20 protein-coding genes are annotated in these 16,608 nt (G+C 51.5%); all 20 read left to right on the top strand.

The genetic code is table 11. The annotated features are described in order from the left end of the window. The first annotated feature begins 3 nt into the window (after positions 1 to 3). The 20 genes from NNL38_RS08405 to NNL38_RS08310 all read left to right on the top strand — a co-directional run bounded on the left by NNL38_RS08405 (position 4) and on the right by NNL38_RS08310 (position 16,605). The gene (locus NNL38_RS08405; RefSeq protein ID WP_255387611.1) at positions 4 to 933 is read left to right on the top strand and encodes a DUF4435 domain-containing protein; all 930 of its coding nucleotides are present in this window, start codon (positions 4 to 6) and stop codon (positions 931 to 933) included. A gap of 57 nt (positions 934 to 990) precedes the next feature. After that, positions 991 to 2,558 (top strand): IS3 family transposase gene (locus NNL38_RS08400; protein ID WP_255387610.1). Its coding sequence is split into 2 segments (ribosomal slippage): positions 991 to 1,444 and positions 1,444 to 2,558, totalling 1,569 coding nucleotides; the frame shifts between segments, so codons are not numbered across the junction. Positions 2,559 to 3,268: 710 nt separating this feature from the next. Continuing rightward, complete coding sequence (gene ltrA, locus NNL38_RS08395) at positions 3,269 to 4,561, top strand: group II intron reverse transcriptase/maturase (protein WP_369414611.1); 1,293 nt, start codon at positions 3,269 to 3,271, stop codon at positions 4,559 to 4,561. 105 nt (positions 4,562 to 4,666) lie between these two features. Continuing rightward, complete coding sequence (locus NNL38_RS08390) at positions 4,667 to 4,879, top strand: HP1 family phage holin (protein WP_217393070.1); 213 nt, start codon at positions 4,667 to 4,669, stop codon at positions 4,877 to 4,879. Next, the gene (locus tag NNL38_RS08385; RefSeq protein ID WP_304414179.1) at positions 4,860 to 5,372 is read left to right on the top strand and encodes a lysozyme; all 513 of its coding nucleotides are present in this window, start codon (positions 4,860 to 4,862) and stop codon (positions 5,370 to 5,372) included. The genes NNL38_RS08390 and NNL38_RS08385 overlap by 20 nt, the downstream gene beginning before the upstream one ends. Further along, positions 5,356 to 5,715, top strand: coding sequence for a DUF2570 family protein (locus tag NNL38_RS08380; RefSeq protein WP_255387609.1), 360 nt, complete (start codon positions 5,356 to 5,358; stop codon positions 5,713 to 5,715). Before NNL38_RS08385 ends, NNL38_RS08380 begins: the two co-directional genes overlap by 17 nt. Beyond that, positions 5,654 to 5,962, top strand: coding sequence for an Rz1-like lysis system protein LysC (lysC, locus tag NNL38_RS08375; RefSeq protein ID WP_255387608.1), 309 nt, complete (start codon positions 5,654 to 5,656; stop codon positions 5,960 to 5,962). The genes NNL38_RS08380 and lysC overlap by 62 nt, the downstream gene beginning before the upstream one ends. 292 nt (positions 5,963 to 6,254) lie before the next feature. Continuing rightward, positions 6,255 to 7,535 carry a tyrosine-type recombinase/integrase gene (locus NNL38_RS08370; protein ID WP_255387607.1) on the top strand — a complete coding sequence of 427 codons (1,281 nt, stop codon included), beginning with the start codon at positions 6,255 to 6,257 and terminating at the stop codon, positions 7,533 to 7,535. A 324-nt stretch (positions 7,536 to 7,859) separates the two neighbouring features. Next, positions 7,860 to 8,444 carry a terminase small subunit gene (locus tag NNL38_RS08365; RefSeq protein WP_255387606.1) on the top strand — a complete coding sequence of 195 codons (585 nt, stop codon included), beginning with the start codon at positions 7,860 to 7,862 and terminating at the stop codon, positions 8,442 to 8,444. Continuing rightward, positions 8,344 to 10,266: a terminase gpA endonuclease subunit gene (locus tag NNL38_RS08360; protein WP_369414506.1), complete on the top strand. Its 1,923-nt coding sequence runs from the start codon at positions 8,344 to 8,346 to the stop codon at positions 10,264 to 10,266. The genes NNL38_RS08365 and NNL38_RS08360 overlap by 101 nt, the downstream gene beginning before the upstream one ends. Then, positions 10,266 to 10,499 (top strand): hypothetical protein, encoded by a 234-nt coding sequence (locus tag NNL38_RS08355; protein WP_255387605.1) that lies wholly within the window; start codon positions 10,266 to 10,268, stop codon positions 10,497 to 10,499. Before NNL38_RS08360 ends, NNL38_RS08355 begins: the two co-directional genes overlap by 1 nt. After that, positions 10,496 to 11,851, top strand: a complete 1,356-nt coding sequence (locus tag NNL38_RS08350) for a phage portal protein (protein WP_255387604.1) — start codon at positions 10,496 to 10,498, stop codon at positions 11,849 to 11,851. The genes NNL38_RS08355 and NNL38_RS08350 overlap by 4 nt, the downstream gene beginning before the upstream one ends. Further along, the gene (locus NNL38_RS08345; RefSeq protein ID WP_255387603.1) at positions 11,799 to 12,908 is read left to right on the top strand and encodes a S49 family peptidase; all 1,110 of its coding nucleotides are present in this window, start codon (positions 11,799 to 11,801) and stop codon (positions 12,906 to 12,908) included. The genes NNL38_RS08350 and NNL38_RS08345 overlap by 53 nt, the downstream gene beginning before the upstream one ends. Then, a complete protein-coding gene (locus NNL38_RS08340) occupies positions 12,908 to 13,240 on the top strand; it encodes a hypothetical protein (protein ID WP_255387602.1) in 333 nt (110 codons plus the stop codon). Before NNL38_RS08345 ends, NNL38_RS08340 begins: the two co-directional genes overlap by 1 nt. An 8-nt stretch (positions 13,241 to 13,248) precedes the next feature. After that, positions 13,249 to 14,235 carry a major capsid protein gene (locus NNL38_RS08335; RefSeq protein WP_255387601.1) on the top strand — a complete coding sequence of 329 codons (987 nt, stop codon included), beginning with the start codon at positions 13,249 to 13,251 and terminating at the stop codon, positions 14,233 to 14,235. A gap of 78 nt (positions 14,236 to 14,313) precedes the next feature. Continuing rightward, positions 14,314 to 14,670, top strand: coding sequence for a head-tail joining protein (locus NNL38_RS08330; protein WP_255387600.1), 357 nt, complete (start codon positions 14,314 to 14,316; stop codon positions 14,668 to 14,670). Continuing rightward, positions 14,630 to 15,250, top strand: a complete 621-nt coding sequence (locus tag NNL38_RS08325) for a phage tail protein (protein WP_255387599.1) — start codon at positions 14,630 to 14,632, stop codon at positions 15,248 to 15,250. Before NNL38_RS08330 ends, NNL38_RS08325 begins: the two co-directional genes overlap by 41 nt. Next, a complete protein-coding gene (locus tag NNL38_RS08320) occupies positions 15,243 to 15,773 on the top strand; it encodes a hypothetical protein (protein ID WP_255387598.1) in 531 nt (176 codons plus the stop codon). The genes NNL38_RS08325 and NNL38_RS08320 overlap by 8 nt, the downstream gene beginning before the upstream one ends. Beyond that, positions 15,766 to 16,407 carry a phage baseplate assembly protein V gene (locus tag NNL38_RS08315; protein WP_255387597.1) on the top strand — a complete coding sequence of 214 codons (642 nt, stop codon included), beginning with the start codon at positions 15,766 to 15,768 and terminating at the stop codon, positions 16,405 to 16,407. The genes NNL38_RS08320 and NNL38_RS08315 overlap by 8 nt, the downstream gene beginning before the upstream one ends. Beyond that, a complete protein-coding gene (locus tag NNL38_RS08310) occupies positions 16,408 to 16,605 on the top strand; it encodes a hypothetical protein (protein WP_255387596.1) in 198 nt (65 codons plus the stop codon). Positions 16,606 to 16,608: the final 3 nt, after the last annotated feature.

The raw sequence follows: 16,608 nt of genomic DNA, 5'->3' as shown, positions 1-16,608 counted from the left end.
TTCATGGAAGTAATAAGTACTATTCCAGATTTTGGATTATCGACGGAATTGGCAGAAGCTGAAGAACATTTTGGTGTAGAGCTAGAAATTACTGCGTATGTTGAAGGCTTTGATGATGTTGCATTCTGGACTGAAGAATTTCTTAAACAAGGGCTAACCATACAAGTTGAGCCGATATCGAGTGTTGAAAAGGCAAATGGAAAAGGTGCGATACTTGCTGCGCTCAAGGAAAATAGAATTATTTTAGGTAAAGCTAAACTAGTATGTATTGATAGTGATTATGATTATCTACTAGGAACTGGAGATGCTCCATATGAGAGTGATTTTTGCTTTCAAACCTATAAATATTCGATTGAGAATTATTATTTTCATCCAGAAGGGCTGATGAGATTTTGTTTTAAAGCCACAAATAACTATCAAGGATTAGAAAGAAATTTAATTGTAGACTTGCTACAACGCTGGTCAAATCATGTGTTTATTTCATTTGTCAATCGTTTTCATGATAATGACAATTGTGATGAATATGATGGTGAAATACTTGAAGCGCTTAAAAAGCTTTCTATAGACGATTTCGATTTTAATGAAATTTCCTGTACTGATGCAGATGAAGGTTTTATTAAAATGCTTGAGGGGAAGGGACTTAGAACGGATAACGTTTTTGAGTATTTTAGAGGGCATGATTTAGAGTCAAAATTGAGTTCTCTATTAAACGAAGTGGTAGATAAGTTAATAAATATTGCAAAAGAAAAAATTGAAATGCAGCATCAGGGGGATAAAGCAAATCAATTAAAGGCCGAGTATTTTAATAAGCGAAAAGATGTAATTGATTTGGTAAAGACTCGTGAGAAATTTCCGGAGAGCCATTGTTATTCTAAACTAATTGGTGATATCAACTCTTTCAAGAGGCGTTATACGCCCCCGGTGTCAGGATAGATGTCCAGATCTTAAATCGCCCAAAAATCCAGCAATGGAGGGCTAACGAAGGATACTATGCCAAGATATTCCGAAGAGAGAAAAGCCGCCATTTTAAAGAAGCTACTGCCACCGCATAACAAGACCATTCCGGAAGTCGCCGCGGAAGAACACATCAGCGAAGCAACGTTGTACAATTGGCGCAGTAAACTCCGTTCCGAAGGTAAACCTGTGCCAGGTAGTGAAAAAAACTCTGAACAATGGTCGGCAGAAGCCAAGTTCGCCACCGTCATCGAAACCGCCAGTCTGTCAGAAACAGAACTTAGTCAATATTGCCGTGAAAAAGGCCTGTATCCCGAGCAAGTTAAAGCATGGAAACTCGCTTGTATCAGTGGCGCAGCTCAAGCTGAACAGTCCAAGAAAACTGAGCAGACTGAACGTAAAGCGGATAAAAAGCGCATCCGCAAACTGGAAACAGAACTGCGCCGCAAAGACAAAGCACTTGCTGAAACGGCTGCGCTGCTGGTGCTGTCAAAAAAGCTCAACGTCTTGTACGGAGTCGAGGGCGAGGACGACTAACCCCTCTCGATGAGCGCCAGACGTTACTGCAGCTATTCGATGAAGCTGTCGCTAATGGCGCGCCTCAGTACAAGACAGCTGAACTTATACAAGTGCCTGAACGAACCTTGCGTCGCTGGCGTACGTCAAACGGTCATGTATTGGCTGATCTTCGCCCTCTGGCTATCCGACCGGAGCCGAAGAATAAATTGTCAAAGCAAGAGCGCCAGCACATTCTGGACGTCTGCAATGACGCTGAATATGCCAGTTTACCACCCAGCCAAATCGTGCCGCGACTGGCTGATAAGGGAGACTATATTGCTAGTGAATCAACCATATATCGTGTACTGAAAGCCAATGATCAATTACACCACCGAGGACGGGCAAAACCACACAAGCCCGCCACGGAGCCAGTCTCTCATGTAGCGACGAAGCCCAATGAGATCTGGACTTGGGATATTAGTTACCTGCCATCGAATGTCCGCGGCCTGTACTGGTATCTCTATATGGTCATTGACATTTACAGTCGCAAGATCGTTGGCTGGGAAGTCCATGACCGTGAATGTGGTGCGCTAGCTTCTCAGTTGATTGAGCGCGCGACATTCAGTGAACGCTGCTTTGTAAAACCGCGTTATCTGCACTCAGACAACGGAGCGCCAATGAAGTCACTGACCTTGCGCGCAAAGTTAGACGAAATGGGCATCAGTACATCGTTTAACCGTCCCGGCGTCAGCAATGACAACGCTTACTCAGAGTCATTGTTCCGTACCACTAAGTACCGCCCGGATTATCCAGCGCATGGTTTCAAGGATCTGGCAGCAACACGTGAATGGATGCTGAACTTTGTAAACTGGTACAACAACGAGCACCGCCACAGTGCGATTAAGTTCGTGACGCCCGCGGAGAGGCACCGCAACCTGGATGCCAAGGTGTTGGCGAAGCGACATACTGTTTATCAGTTGGCAAAAGCCAAACACCCTGAGCGTTGGGCTAAGGATACTCGAGACTGGTCACCGATCGGCGCGGTAACACTAAACCCTGAAAGGGCAGATAACAACCAACAAGGCGGTCAAAAAAGAGCCGCTTAATTAGAGAATCTGGTCAACTACCTTGAAATCTACCGTACGGAAGCTAATCCATCGTAAATTCTTTGAAACCTGACTGTTGACACTCACCCCAACATGGCGCATGATTACCACGTTGGAAAACCTCGCCTGATGGCGGGGTTTTTTCGTTTGTGCGCCGAGCATGGCGTTGTTCTAGGAGGTGAAAGTCCTCTACGGGCTCAGTCGAGCGAGAACCGTTAGCCTATGCAAGGGTGCCCACCGTGAGGTGGGATCTGAAGGAAGCAAACGGCAAAACTTGGGTGTGACGAACAGAAACCTGATAGTAGGCCAGTACAACTTGGGTAACCTAGCAATATATAGAACAGCCCAATGCCTCGACGGGAAGTGTGTACGGGTAAATCAGGCACAGCCAAGGGAAAGAACAACGTCTTACCTCGGGAGATCTTACGACCTGTCTCGGATGAGACTAATACAACAGTGATGTTGTGTGACGGGTAATAAGAAGTCAGCAGAAGGCATAGTACCTTGGGGAAGTACAACCCAAGGGAAGGCCGGAACTGAATATATCAAGAAGCAGTCACTAGACACTCAATCATGTGGGGTCATAGCAAGATGAACAACATCTCTACGTACTACTGGGCAACACCGCAAGTGACGCTCATGGCCACGAAGAATGACAAGCATGATCGGCGTAGACAGGAGGACGAGTCTTGGTGACCTCAACTCAGTTGATGGAGCGGATCTGCTCCTCAACAAATCTGAACCAAGCCCTGAGAAGAGTGAAGAAGAACAAGGGATGTGCTGGGGTTGATAAACTCGACATAACAGCGACTATCTCGATGCTTCGGCAGTCTTCTAATGGGCAAGCGCTCCGCCAGAGCCTTCTGGACGGGAGCTACCAACCGCAACCCGTTCTGGGTGTAGAAATTCCCAAACCTAGCGGGGGAGTGAGGCAGCTAGGTATCCCAACTGTACTTGATAGGGTAGTCCAACAGGCCATTACCTCAGTACTGACAGATATCTACGAACCTCAGTTTTCAAGCAACAGTTATGGGTTCAGGCCTAACCGCAGTGCCCACCATGCATTGGTGGCAGCAAGCCACTACATCAGGGAGGGGCGGGGTTATGTAGTCGACATAGACCTGGCGAAATACTTCGATACTGTGAACCACGATAGACTGATGCACAGGCTATCGGAGGACATCACAGATAAACGGGTCCTGAAGCTGGTCAGGTCATACCTACAGGCAGGCATAATGCGAAACGGGTTAGTTGAGCAGAGGCAACGAGGGACGCCACAGGGTGGACCATTATCTCCGCTGCTATCAAATATCGTATTAGATGAGTTGGATAAAGAGCTTGAGCGAAGAGGGCATAAGTTCTGCCGATATGCAGACGACTGCCAAATCTACGTGCACAGTGAGGAAGCCGCCAATCGAGTAAAAGCCTCAATCACGGAGTTCTTGGAGCAGAAACTGAAACTCAGGGTTAACCGTGAGAAAAGTGCGGCAACGAGAGTGACAGAGCGGACTTACCTAGGCCATCGCTTTCAACGAGATGGAAGCATCCATATCTCGAAGACAGCACAAACTCAGATGAAGAAGCGAGTGCGTCAAATAACGAAGCGGAATCGAGGGCGAGAGTTGAAGACAGTCCTAGTCGAACTCACTCAATACCTAAGAGGTTGGCAACACTATTTCAAGCTTGCCATACGGAAAAGCGCGATGCAGCGCTTGGATGAATGGATAAGGCGGCGCTTACGGTGCTATCGCCTCAAGCAGCGCAAGCGCAGATACAGCATAGCGACATGGTTACGCCAAGAGGGTGTAAGCGAACGCAATGCGTGGAAGCTGGCGATGTCAGATAAAGGGTGGTGGCACTTGGCTTTATCGCCCCAGCTCAATCAGGCCATGCCAATGAAATGGTTCAAGGAGATGGGTCTGTACTCGTTGCGAGATGGGTACGAGTCACTGAAAATATATTCGGAACCGCCGTATGCGACCCACGCTTGTACGGTGGTGTGAGAGGACGGAGGCCGTGAGGCCTCCTCCTACTCGATTAGCACTATCAACATCAAACAGCGCTGCTGACTTTCGGGTCGGTGGCGCTTTTTTGTATGGGTGGAAAGCATGCAGGAAAAGCTATCTTCAGCGTTGTCGTACTTCTGTGCCTCGCTGTTGGCTTTCTTTGGGGCGTTCTCGTTGCAGGACTGGGCTACCGTCATCGGTATCCTGTTTGCAGCGGGCACATTTGCCAATAACTGGTACTACCGAAAGAAGAGCTATAAGTTGCTGCAGCAGCACCCTCAGTTGAGGGAGCTGTATGAAGACGTCAACAGTTAAGCGTTGTTCGGCTGCTGTTGTTCTGGGTCTGTTGTCGCTGCTGCCTGCCGGCTCGCTGGAAACCAGCGAAACCGGGATGAAGCTGATCATGGATTACGAGGGGTGCCAGTTAAACGCGTATCAATGTTCTGCCAATGTCTGGACGAACGGTTATGGCCACACGGTTGGTGTCACGCCGAATTCGGAAGTGACGCATCAAGAGGTGGTCGGGAACCTGGTTCGCGATGTGCAATCGGCAGAAGCGGTCGTTGATCAGTGGGTGACGGTCCCCCTGGAGCAACATCAGTTTGATGCTTTCGTCAGTTTTGTGTTTAACGTCGGGGCAGGGAATTTTCAGCGGTCGACTTTGCTGAAGAAGCTCAACGCCGAAGACTACACCGGCGCCTGCAATGAACTCACCCGCTGGGTGTATGCCGATGGCAAACGCCTGAAGGGCTTGGTTCGGCGCAGGAGTGCAGAAAGGGAGGTGTGCCTGAATGCTTACACGCCTTAGGGCTTCCCTTGGTGTCGGGCTGGGTGTTTCCCTTGCGGTCAGCCTCTTGTTCAATTATTCCCAATCTCATCTCAACCAGAACCTGAGCACACAGCTCAAGGCTTCTCAACAAACCGTTGATTCATTAACTGCAACCAACCATGCACTGGATAACCAGGTGCAGGGATTGGTGCAGGCGCGTGATGCGGCACAGCTGGCCGCGGACGCGGTTCAACAGGAAGTGGAGAAGCTGCGACAGGATGCCCGGGTGCGTGTTGAGGCGGTTCGGACGGTGATTCAACATGAAGATTGCTATTCCCGGCCTTTGCCTCGCGCTGTTACTGAACGGATGCACTACGACTGAAGTGGTCACGGAATACCGGGAGGTGGTATTGAAACCTCCCGCTTCCGACTTAACTGTGTGTCTGCAGCCTTTTGATTTGCCTCCCGCAACGTATGGGGAGGCAGTCGAACGCGATCCTGTGTGGTTTGCTGCCTGGAAGGAGTGCGCCAACAAGATTTTACGCCTGAGAGCCTTTTATGGTTTTGATTCGGGTTTTGAACCTGCTTTTGAATATAGCTTTCAGGCCTTACCGAATACGGGCGAATAAGTCATTGCATATTGGGTGGTCGTCCACCGTTACCTTAAGTCGCCCGTCCTTTTTCTTTTCTCAACATTCAAGTTGATCTCCAGAGCGTGGGTACCTCGCTGTGATCATTGTTAGCGAAGACCGTGAGCAGTTGTAGGCTGCTCGTCCTTTGACGTGAGCGCAATGAGTCATTCAAAAAGGTGCAAGCAGGGCAAGGAACCGCCCCATTAACGGAAACGTCAGCCGAATGCGACGAAGTGGCGTGACACCCGGAGAGACGGGACAAATTCAGAATAGAAGCATGACAGCCATCATGAGTACTAAGCGAATTCGGATTTCAGACCGTGCGATTGAGAAGCATCTGTCGAACGGCGATATAACCCGGTTGCGGGATGAGCGTTATGCCCTGGAGTTGAGGTTTCATACCAGCCGCGAAAGTGGGTCTTGGTATCTGGTTGATAAGCGTCGGAACAACGGTCGCAATGGCCGGGCAAAGTGGGAGCGATTAGGTTGTTGGCCGCAACTGAAAGCGAGCGCTTTGTTCGAGTTGTTGCCGTTGAAGCTGGCGCAAATGGCCACTCAATCAGATTCGACCGTGAGTGATTGGCAGACGTTTGGTGATTGCCTGCGTTGGTATCTGGATCATGTGAGTTCGTCAAAGCAGCTAAGCGCGAGCCGCCAGAGCGCGGTGAAGTCGGTGATTACCCGGCATCTGCTGCCGGCACTGAATGAGCTGTCGCTGGATGATGCGCGAAAGCATCACATTAAACAGCGGGTGATCTGGCCGTTGCAGGAGGAGTACGAGCTTCGTACCGTGAAGGGCTATTTCGCGATTCTGAAAGCTGCGTTCCGGCAGGCGGCCCGTGAAGAGCTGTTGTCACATAATCCGATGGCTGCGATGCAGTTTGGTGATTTCATCCAGGCGAAAGCGAAACCCAAAGAGGGCAAGTTACACCCGGCGATGGTAAAGCCGCTGTTTGCGCGTTTGCAGCAAATGACCTGGTCTGAACGGATGTTGGTGCTGATGCAATTGGCACACGGGACGCGGATATCTGAAACCCGGTTGGCACGATGGTGCCATATCGACTGGGAGAACTGCGTCTGGCGTATTCCGGCCAGCCATACCAAAACCAAAGAGACGCTGTATTTACCGCTGACGGATCAGGTGATGGCATTGCTCAGGGCGTATCAGGCTGTGCAGCCAACAGGCCGTTTATTGTTGTTCCCGTCTGCTAATCCAAAGGTGCCAATCGGCAAGGATGCTGCGAACGATATTTATCAGAAAGTGAGCCAGGGTGAATGGACCAGTCATGATTGCCGAAAGCTGGCACGAACGCGGCTGGCTGACCTGGGCGTTGATAAGTTCGTGGGGGAGCGATTGCTGAATCACAAACTGTCGGACCTTGATCAGGCTTACATCCACACGACAACCGAATCATTGAAACGAGAAGCGCTGCAAACCTATCACGCGTGGTTAGATTTGCAGGGCTTTTTTATTTTTCATGGGAAGACAGAGGGAAGATCGGAAAAACAAAACTTTCACGCAAAGCCAGATACAGCAAGGGCTGGCAGTGAGTTTGCCGATTTAAACTAGAGGAAAATCGGAAAAGAAAACGTGCTACAAAAATTCACAGCTTCCGAATGAGAAAAAATTGTTGAAATTGATGCCGACGATTTGCTGAATTGAGTCATTTTTGATTGTGAGTGAGATGTCAGTAACCGAAATCGTCGAGTGAAACTGAAGGGGATCATTTCGGTGAGCGGGATGATCAATTGGATCGAATTTTGGCGCATTTTTGGGGTTAAGGTACTTCCCTCCGGGGCCTGTTTTTAACGGGTCCAAGACTCGCACGGTCAGGCAGATTTTTTTTCAGGAATTGTTCTATTTCCGTTTCAATTATTGTGAGGTGTTGAGTATATGAGTATTAAAGCTGTCGCAGAAATCTTAGGTGTCACTGAACGTACCATTCGGAACCAGCGATCCAACGGCTATGCCTTGGTACGCACGGCTGACGGTGAGATTGACGTTGCTGAATCAGTAAAATCATACGTGAAGCATCAATCGGAAATCATCCGTCAGCTTAATGCTGCGAGTGGTCGAAAACCGAGTGGAAACAGCGGAAACACCGGAAACACGGAAGGTGATTTTCAGGGGAAAGATTGGAAAGAAGAGAAGGATAAACAGGCCGCGATCAAGATGCAGCTTCATAACGCTCAGGCTACGGGAGAGCTGGTCCCGGCAGCTGCCATGATTGAGCTCTATATTGAGCCGCTGATGCATGTGAAAAACAAGCTTTTAGACCTGCCAAACGAGCTTCAAAAGCACTTGCCGCTAGAGCCTGGACAATTAAAGGTCATCGATGAAGTAGTGAGAAATGCTCTCTATAAATTAGACGAGAAGGATGGCGATGAACTTCAATCTGTTATCCAAAACGTTATCGAGCGCCATGCGAAACACTATGGTGCCGCCGCGGAAGACGGAGATAATCGCCTGGACGACTAAACACGAAAATCCTCTCGCACAGATCTATTCACCAAAACCGTTTCAGAAGGCCTGGCTAAAGGCCATTGATGATCCTTACATCGAAAAGATCGTTCTTTGTAAAAGTGCCCGTGTCGGGTACGCCATTTTCATGAATACGGCGATGGCCTGGTTAATCACCAATGACCCGGGCAACATCATGATCGTCCAGAACACGGAAGGGGACGCTGAAAAGTTCGCGGTTCGGGAAGCCGGAAAGGTGTTTGCTCACTGCTTGCCCGTGATGGAACGCATGCAGGGAAAGAACACCACCAAAGAGAAAAGTTTCTATGGTGGCGAGCTTTGTATTGTGTGGGCGACGTCTGCCAGCTCGTTCCGAATGCTCACCATCAAGTACCTGTTTATGGATGAGGTTTCCGGGTGGTTAGATAACGTCGAGAAAGAAGGGGATCCGGTTGAGTTGGCGGTGACGCGGACTGAAACGGAGTCCAAGCGTAAGATTGTGCTGGGCTCGACGCCGAAAGAAGCCGGGACTTGTAAGATTTCCCGTGAATTTCGACTGACGGATCAGCGTTACTTTTATGTCCCATGTCCTCACTGTGGTCATAAACACCGGCTGAAGCTGGCTAACTTCCGGTATGACCCGGAAGAATTGTCCACGGCCCACTTTGTTTGTGAGGGATGTGGCGAAGGGATCTATGAACATCACAAGCGGAACATCGTGCAGGCCGGGGAATGGCGGGCCACACGGGAATTCACTTGCTGCAATACACATCAGGAACCCAGCCAGTGGGACGAGTCCGGTACCGCGCTTTGCTGTAAGTGCGGCAAACCCGGCGATACCAATGAGCGGGGCAAGGTTGAAGCCGGATTTCACATTTGGTCGGCCTATAACGATAACCTGAATACCAGCCTGCCTTCACTGGCCAACGAATACGAAAAGGCCAAGCAAGAGCCGCAGAAAATGCAGACCTTCATGAATACGAAGGTCGGTGTTGAGTATTCCGATACCAGTAGCTCTCACAAGCTGAAGAATTTCGAGCTCATTTATACCCGGCGGGAGCATTACGCGCCGCTGGATTATTTGCCTGAGGAAACCTTGTGTTTGCTGGGTTCTGTCGATACGCAGACTTACCGATTTGAATATCATTTTTGGGCCATTGGCCCGAAGGGTGAAATCTGGGCTGTCGACTATGGCTGCGTTCAGGGGGATCCGGAAGATGACCTGACGCAGAAGTCGTTAATTGATGTGTTGAGCAGGCCATTTTTGCTTAAAGATGGCCGCCAGATTTCCTGTTACGCCGTCGTGATGGACTGCAACGGCCACGCGTGGAAGGCGATGCTGGAGTTTTGCGCCCAGTATGAGGGTTGGATTTATGCGATTCGCGGTGAAGCGAATGTGCAAACCAAGTTTAAACCCGAACTCACGCTCACTTATAAAGTTCACCAGGAAGCCCGGTGCGGATACCGGAGCCTCAATGTTCACCAGTTAAAGAACCGGGCCGCCGAGCGACTGAATCTGGCAAAGCCGGGTAAGAATTACATTCATTTTCCGGTGAACGATACCTTCGATCTGAATTACTTCCAGATGCTGACGGCAGAAGAGCTGGTCGGCAGCGGGAAGAATGTGACCTGGAAAAAGAAAAAGGGCCAGCGCCGCAATGAGCCATGGGATTTACTGGTGTATGTCCTGTGGCTTTATGACTTTTTGCGCGTGGTGATCAAAGAGGTATCGAACACTTCTCCGCTTGGGCTGATCGACAGTCGGGCCAATGACTCGAACCAGTATGACGAACCGGATTATTTCGATGGTTACGAGGTGTCAGATTATGAGGATTATTAATGCAGATAGACGCAACGCATGAAAACCTGCGGATAGTCCAGGAGGCTATCACTGAACTGGTGCAGGGCAAGCGACAGGTTAAAGCTGAGTTTTCGACACCGGATGGCTACAAGAACAGCTTCGAATATACCAGCGTCAGCCTGGGGGAGCTGCGTCAGCTTGAAGCCGATCTTCAACGTCAGCTGCAACCGGTCAATCTGATGGAATGCATTGATGTGGAGATTGAGTTTTGAGTTATTCAGCAGTGGCCGGCTCGGCCCTGTTCTCTGATGCTCAACTACATGACAACGAAAAGAGTGAACAGGCGCTCAATAAGGAGTTGAAAGCCAGTCACCACCTGATGCGGAACAACCCGATTGTTCGCATCGGTGCCACTCGGTTTCGGGCAAGTTGCATTGGAGGAGGAGCCAAGCCCGTATTTTCGCCGGAGCTGTTCAGCCAGGAGTTCCTCACCAGCTTCGAGCACTGGCAGCACTATTGTGATTTCAGCGGTCATTCCAACTTTGCCGGGGTTCAGGCATTAGCGCTGATGACGGCAGTGGTTGAGGGGCGGGCGTTTATCGTTCGGCGCCGGACGCTGGACTATATCCCGCTTCAGTTGGAGGTTGTCAGCCCGCTGAGTTTGGCGACAAACCTCGAGAAGGCCGGGAAAGGCAGCTATGTTCGCGGTGGGATCCTTTACGCCAAGAACGGCAAGCCTCAGAAGTACGCTTTTTATAAGTTACCCCGTGACCATCCTGAATTTGATGAGGACTCAGTGAACTGGCTGCCCGCCAGTGATGTGATTGATATTCGTGATATTCATCATCCCGGCCAGTCCGGGGCTCAGCCCTGGATTTCTGCCGGGGCGGACTTTGCCAAGCAGTACAAAGATAACCAGACGGTTGAGATTAAATCGCGGATGCGGCGGCAGGGTCAGCAGGTGTACGCACTTCGCGATGTTGAAACGGCGGCAGCTGCGAAAGGACCGACCGGGCAGCAAACCGAGAAAAAGGTGGTGCATAAAGTCGGCGGGATCACCGTTCTGAACGGGGTGAAGGATATTAAAACCGCGTCCCCGCCGGAGATTGCCGGGAACTACCAGGAGCATAACAGCCAGGTGCTGCGCATGGTGGCCGGATTGTTCGGGATCCCGTACGAGATGCTGACCGGCGATTTAACCCAGGTGAACTATTCGTCCATTCGTGCCGGGATGATCAACCACCGGCGCTTTGTTAGTCAGTTCCGCAGCATCGACCTGGAGCCGAACTTTAACCGCATCATTGGTTGGTTCTGTGATGCATACCATTTAACCAGTAACCCTGTATTGCCGGGTTATTTCGAAAATCCTTACACCTATATCACGCCTATCTGGGTTTGGCCGGAGTGGGAAGAAATTGACCCACTCAAAGCGGCGAAGGCGCTGGTTCTGGAGCTGCAACAAGACATTACCTCGCTCGAGAAAATTTCCAACCAGCGTGGCAGTACGTTGGATCAGCACCTGGATAGCGTGAAGCGAAGTAAGGATGCCTTAGACGAACGGGGATTAATCAATGAGACACCTGCTGCAGTTGATGACGAACAAACCGATGCTGATGACGATTGATGCGCATCAGACTTATCACAACGCATTGCTGGAATTTTACAAGAACCCTCAGCTGTACCTGGCTGAAAACGGTGATGCTGAGCGAACCGACACTTTCTGCCATATGGCGGTGTTTGGTCCCACGACTCACAGGTTCAGCGGACTGGATAACAACTGCGAACAGGTCACCAGTTATCGCGATCTCCGCGCTGAGATCAAGGCGCTGGTTGATAACGACGATGTGCCCCGGATCTTCTGTGAGTTCGATGGTCCGGGCGGCGAGGCCTCTGGTTGTTTCGATTTGGCCGAGTTCATTGAGGACGTCGCAAAGGTGAAGCCGGTAATTGGCTTTATCAATGGCGGCTCGTTTTCGGCCAACTACGCGATTGCGAGTGCGTGTACCGAGTTGTATGCCAGCCCGCACAGTCTGGGCGGATCGATTGGGGCAATCCGCGGCCGGCTGGAGCTGTTCAACGATAAACGCCGGATGACTTATTACACTTCGGGCGAAGCCAAAGCGGACGGGGCGCCGGAAAAACCACTGAATGACGCAGAATCCGCCAGGCATCAGGGAATGATTGATGAGCTGGCCGGAGACTTTTTTAACTTGGTCGCCCGTAATCGCCAGCTTCAGCCGGAGCAGATTCAAGCCCTGGAGGCAAATATCTTCAGGGCTGAAAAGCTGCTTGAGCTGGGGTTGATTGACGGGATTAAAACAGAAGAGGAAATCAAATTAATGATGACCGATAAAACCCATCGACGGATCGTTGATGCGCTGAATCTTCAGCATGAAGGAGAGAAGGCGGCGCTGAGCGCTCAGATTGAGAAGCTTCAGGCTGAAGCGAAAGCCAATGGCGAAAAGCATACGGAGCTGCTGGTTCAGGTTGATCAGCTGGCGCAGTCTGCGGGCGTTGGGGACATTACCGCTCAGTTGGTTGCTGAAGGTGAAGATCTGGAAGGCGCCAAAGCCAAAATCAAGGCTGAAGCCGCTAAGCGTGACGAAGAAATTTCACTTGTCGGCAGCCTGGATGGGGATGACGACAGCTATGACATGATGAAACTGATTGAGGAAGCGTAATGATTTCAACAATCTCCAAACCAGTGTCTCAGGCACTCATTCTGTTGTGGACTCACCCACGTGGTGAGATGAGCAATAAAACCATTCCGGATGCCGCCAACACGCCGTTGTATTCGATCGTTGATAAAGCCGGCGCAGAGATCGACCCGACGGTTGAAGGCTTCGACGGTACGACAGCCTATGGTGTCCACCTTGGCGCCGGACAGGTGTACTGGGCGCACTCGGTGTTCAATGACCTCTACATTCACTGGCCCGATGGCATTTCGGATGCCGATAAGAACAAGGTGATTGATCACCTTGAGAACACTTTCCTCATCATCAAACAGGATTAATAGCTGTTATGGATACCATTTTTGATCATGAAGCCTTTGGCTTAGTTGCGCTGACCAAGGGGTATAACACCTCGACACCGATTGAGTCGGCTGTACTGGATATGTTTGAAGTCGAGCCGGTGGAAAGTCGCCAGGTGATGATTGTTAAAGCCGGAAATGAGCTGCAGGTGTTAATGCCTGGGGAAATTGGCCAGCATCCGAACATCGACAAGCACGATCCTGAATCTGCGGTACCGGTGAGCCTGATCCGTTATCCGTTCGACAGCCAGGTGCTGCCGAACGAGCTGCAGCGTATCTCGTCATTGCGTGATAAGAAGCTCAAGGCTCAGGAACTGGCGGTGCTGGTGAAAAACAAAATGGGCAAGCACCGGAACAACCACCGCTATACGGCGGCTTTCACGGCGTATACCGCGTTGAAAGGTCGGATCAAGAACCGCAAAGGTGTGGTGATGGTCGACCTGTTCAATGTGCTGGGTGTGCAGGAGCGCAAAGTTGACCTGAAGCTGGGCACCGATACAACCGACGTCCCGAAACTGCTGAAAGGCATCGCGAAAGACACGAAGAAAATCGCCAAGGACCATGGTCACCTGACGCTGAAAGGCGTGGCGGTGCGGGTTGGTCAGGATATGGTTGAACGCATTTTGGGTCATGCGAGTGTGAAGACCTTCTACGGTGAAGAAGCACACTCGAAACTGCAGGTGAAGTTTGCCGATGATCCGACGGAGATCAGCGTGTGCGGCCTGAAGTTCATCGTCGATGAAGCCGATGAAGTTGCGGAAGAAGGTGCTTCTTACCCGATGGGCCTGAGCGGTGTGTTCGGTATGCTCCGTGCGCCGGCCGATGTACTCAGCTCCAGCAGTGCATCTAAGCGTGAATGTCACATTACCACCGAGCCGCTGCCGCACGATGAAGGTCTGGAAATTCGTTCGCGCTCTATCTACCTGCCGATCACCCGTGATCCGGGTCTGCTGTGCGCTATCCATTCATCGAACTAACGGCATAACCGCAGTTAAACAGCGAGAAAGCGGCCCGGTCCAACAGGACTGGGCTTTGTTGGGTGGAAGAGGTGCTGAATGTCAGTCAATACCGTTGCCCTGCAGGCCAATGAAGCCATTGTTGATGCGTTCAGCAATGTGGATGTATCCGCAGAGGGGCATGAGCCCATTCGGGGGATATTCACTGGGCCCATCAAAGTGGCAAAGCTGGAGGGGGGCGGTTTTGTTGATGCTCAGCGGCCCACGCTGATTGTGAAATCGTCCGAGGCCGCGCATCTGGTACGGCGCAATGAGGTCACGCTGCAGTTTGAAAATGGAACCAGCCAGCGTTACCTGGTTGTGCTACCGGAAGATGATGGCTTGGGTCGTTTGAAGTTAACGTTGGGGCATCACAATGTCGAAAGAAGATCCGAGTCGTCTGCCATTTCTTATTGATGTCGAAGAGCTGGAAGCGCTGAGAAACATTCATCACGCCACGGAAGCGCAGATGAAGGCGGCTTACAACCGGGCGATGAGCCGAACGGCGATCACCCTGCGCTTTCTGACCAACAAGATGTTGCGTGACGAGATGGGGATTAAATCGCTCAAGGCGATCCGCAAGCGCTTTCAGCATTTTCGCCTCAGAAGTCCCAGCAAGCAGCAAAAGTTCGATGAGCTGAAGCTGTGGTACGGGATGAATGATATCTCCGTCGGCTATCTGAGGGGGAGCATCCGCCGGCGCGGGTCGAAAAAGTCCCCCAGGGGCGCGACCTTCAAGCCGCGTGGGAAAATTCCGGATCAGACTTATGACGACGGCTTTATTGCTCGGCGGTATAACCGGCGCTCGATATTTACCCGCAAATCCGAGAAGCGGTTCCCGTTGAAAGAAGCGCGGGTGCCGGTCTCCGATGCGTTGGAAACCATGATTGAAGACGAAATTTTTGAACAGCTGCCCGAGATATTCCTCAAGCACTTTGAAACGGATTTGAAGGGGCGGGTGAAGATCGGCAAAAACAGGACGAATTGGCGTGACTGATGGCATTCATTTAACCGAGTACCACGACAAGGTGAAGCAGTGGCTGGCAGACAATCTGACCTGGCTGAAATCGGTGGATTACTACCCGGAGACGGCCACGGCGCTCACCACGCCCTGCGCGTTCTTTGCGGTCAGGGACTGGGAGCGGGCGGAGCGTCAGCCGATGAACGGGCAGTTAGGCGTCACGCTGAGCTGTGAAATTCTGGCTGTCCTCGGGATGGCAGATGCCAGGTATCAGCTGGAAGTGCGCAACGCGGCCATGGCGATTGCCCTGAAGGTCGACGGCGCCCGGTTCGGGTTGCGGGTTGAGCCGGCGGTGTTTGTCAGTGCGGAGCCGGACGCGTTTGAGCCGGAGCTGGATGAATACGCGGTCTGGTCGATCCGGTTTAACCAGAATGTTGAAGTCGGGGCCGATGCGTTCAAGCCGGAAGGACTCACGCCGACAACGGTCAAGGTCGGGTTCTCGCCGAATCTTGGCAGCGTCGACGAAGATATGTATGAAGAGGTGGTGTCGGATGTCTGAGATGGATTATATCGTCCGGGACATGCAACGTCGGATGGCCAACATGATTAAACGCGGCCGGATCCACAGCGTGGATTTCTCGATGGAGCCACCGCGGGTCCGGGTGCAATACGCCGAGAAGGCGGTGACCGGCTGGCTGCCGTGGTCTTCGGGCCGGGCTTCGAGCCAGCACCGGACGGACTGGGAGCCGCTGGCGATCGGTGAGCAGGTGCTCATCATCTCGGAGTCTGGAGATCTGGCGCTCGGCGTGGTGTTCCCGTCGTTCCCCGATGCAACCAGCCCGGTCCCCAGTACCTCGCCGGATGAACATGTCAGCCGTTATGAAGATGGCACCACGTTCACCTATAACCGCAAAACGCATACGCTCACCCCTGATATTAAAGGCCATATGAAGCTGAACATCACCGGGAATATGACTGCCACGGTTGAAGGGACGGCCGATATCGCCGTCACCAAAACCGCAACGGTCACGTCTGAGGCAGACATCAAAGCAGAAGCCAAAGGCGATGTGATTGCCGATGGCAAGCAGGTCAAACTCAATGGTGGCAAGGGCGTGGTGACCGGGGAGTGCGTGTGTCACTTCACAGGTAAACCGCACGGGGACATCTCCGTCAAAGTAATTGCAGGAAAGTAGATGGCACTCAGTAAATCAAGCCTGGAGGCGCGCTTTGTTCAGGAGATGGAAGCCCTGGGGGCAACCGCTGAAGGTGAGCACTCCTGGGTGAACAAGCTGGCAAAGGCGCTGGCCAATGCGGTTGTTGATGAATTTCAGGAAAACGGCAAGGCATCGGTGGGTGGTGGCAGTAGCCAGGGCGACTGGCCGATCAAGTAGGGG

Source organism: Photobacterium atrarenae, from assembly GCF_024380015.1.
Classification (GTDB): Bacteria; Pseudomonadota; Gammaproteobacteria; order Enterobacterales; family Vibrionaceae; genus Photobacterium; species Photobacterium atrarenae.
The sequence above is the reverse complement of the archived record's forward strand: the minus strand, read 5'-3'. Positions and strand labels throughout refer to the sequence as shown.

Excerpts from the sequence above, each read along its gene's own strand:
- NNL38_RS08405 (WP_255387611.1), top strand. The coding sequence starts at position 4 with ATGGAAGTAATAAGTACTATTCCAGATTTTGGATTATCGACGGAATTG.
- ltrA (WP_369414611.1), top strand. The coding sequence starts at position 3,269 with ATGGAGCGGATCTGCTCCTCAACAAATCTGAACCAAGCCCTGAGAAGA.
- NNL38_RS08390 (WP_217393070.1), top strand. The coding sequence starts at position 4,667 with ATGCAGGAAAAGCTATCTTCAGCGTTGTCGTACTTCTGTGCCTCGCTG.
- NNL38_RS08385 (WP_304414179.1), top strand. The coding sequence starts at position 4,860 with ATGAAGACGTCAACAGTTAAGCGTTGTTCGGCTGCTGTTGTTCTGGGT.
- NNL38_RS08380 (WP_255387609.1), top strand. The coding sequence starts at position 5,356 with ATGCTTACACGCCTTAGGGCTTCCCTTGGTGTCGGGCTGGGTGTTTCC.
- lysC (WP_255387608.1), top strand. The coding sequence starts at position 5,654 with ATGAAGATTGCTATTCCCGGCCTTTGCCTCGCGCTGTTACTGAACGGA.
- NNL38_RS08370 (WP_255387607.1), top strand. The coding sequence starts at position 6,255 with ATGAGTACTAAGCGAATTCGGATTTCAGACCGTGCGATTGAGAAGCAT.
- NNL38_RS08365 (WP_255387606.1), top strand. The coding sequence starts at position 7,860 with ATGAGTATTAAAGCTGTCGCAGAAATCTTAGGTGTCACTGAACGTACC.
- NNL38_RS08360 (WP_369414506.1), top strand. The coding sequence starts at position 8,344 with ATGGCGATGAACTTCAATCTGTTATCCAAAACGTTATCGAGCGCCATG.
- NNL38_RS08355 (WP_255387605.1), top strand. The coding sequence starts at position 10,266 with ATGCAGATAGACGCAACGCATGAAAACCTGCGGATAGTCCAGGAGGCT.
- NNL38_RS08345 (WP_255387603.1), top strand. The coding sequence starts at position 11,799 with ATGAGACACCTGCTGCAGTTGATGACGAACAAACCGATGCTGATGACG.
- NNL38_RS08340 (WP_255387602.1), top strand. The coding sequence starts at position 12,908 with ATGATTTCAACAATCTCCAAACCAGTGTCTCAGGCACTCATTCTGTTG.
- NNL38_RS08335 (WP_255387601.1), top strand. The coding sequence starts at position 13,249 with ATGGATACCATTTTTGATCATGAAGCCTTTGGCTTAGTTGCGCTGACC.
- NNL38_RS08330 (WP_255387600.1), top strand. The coding sequence starts at position 14,314 with ATGTCAGTCAATACCGTTGCCCTGCAGGCCAATGAAGCCATTGTTGAT.
- NNL38_RS08325 (WP_255387599.1), top strand. The coding sequence starts at position 14,630 with ATGTCGAAAGAAGATCCGAGTCGTCTGCCATTTCTTATTGATGTCGAA.
- NNL38_RS08315 (WP_255387597.1), top strand. The coding sequence starts at position 15,766 with ATGTCTGAGATGGATTATATCGTCCGGGACATGCAACGTCGGATGGCC.
- NNL38_RS08310 (WP_255387596.1), top strand. The coding sequence starts at position 16,408 with ATGGCACTCAGTAAATCAAGCCTGGAGGCGCGCTTTGTTCAGGAGATG.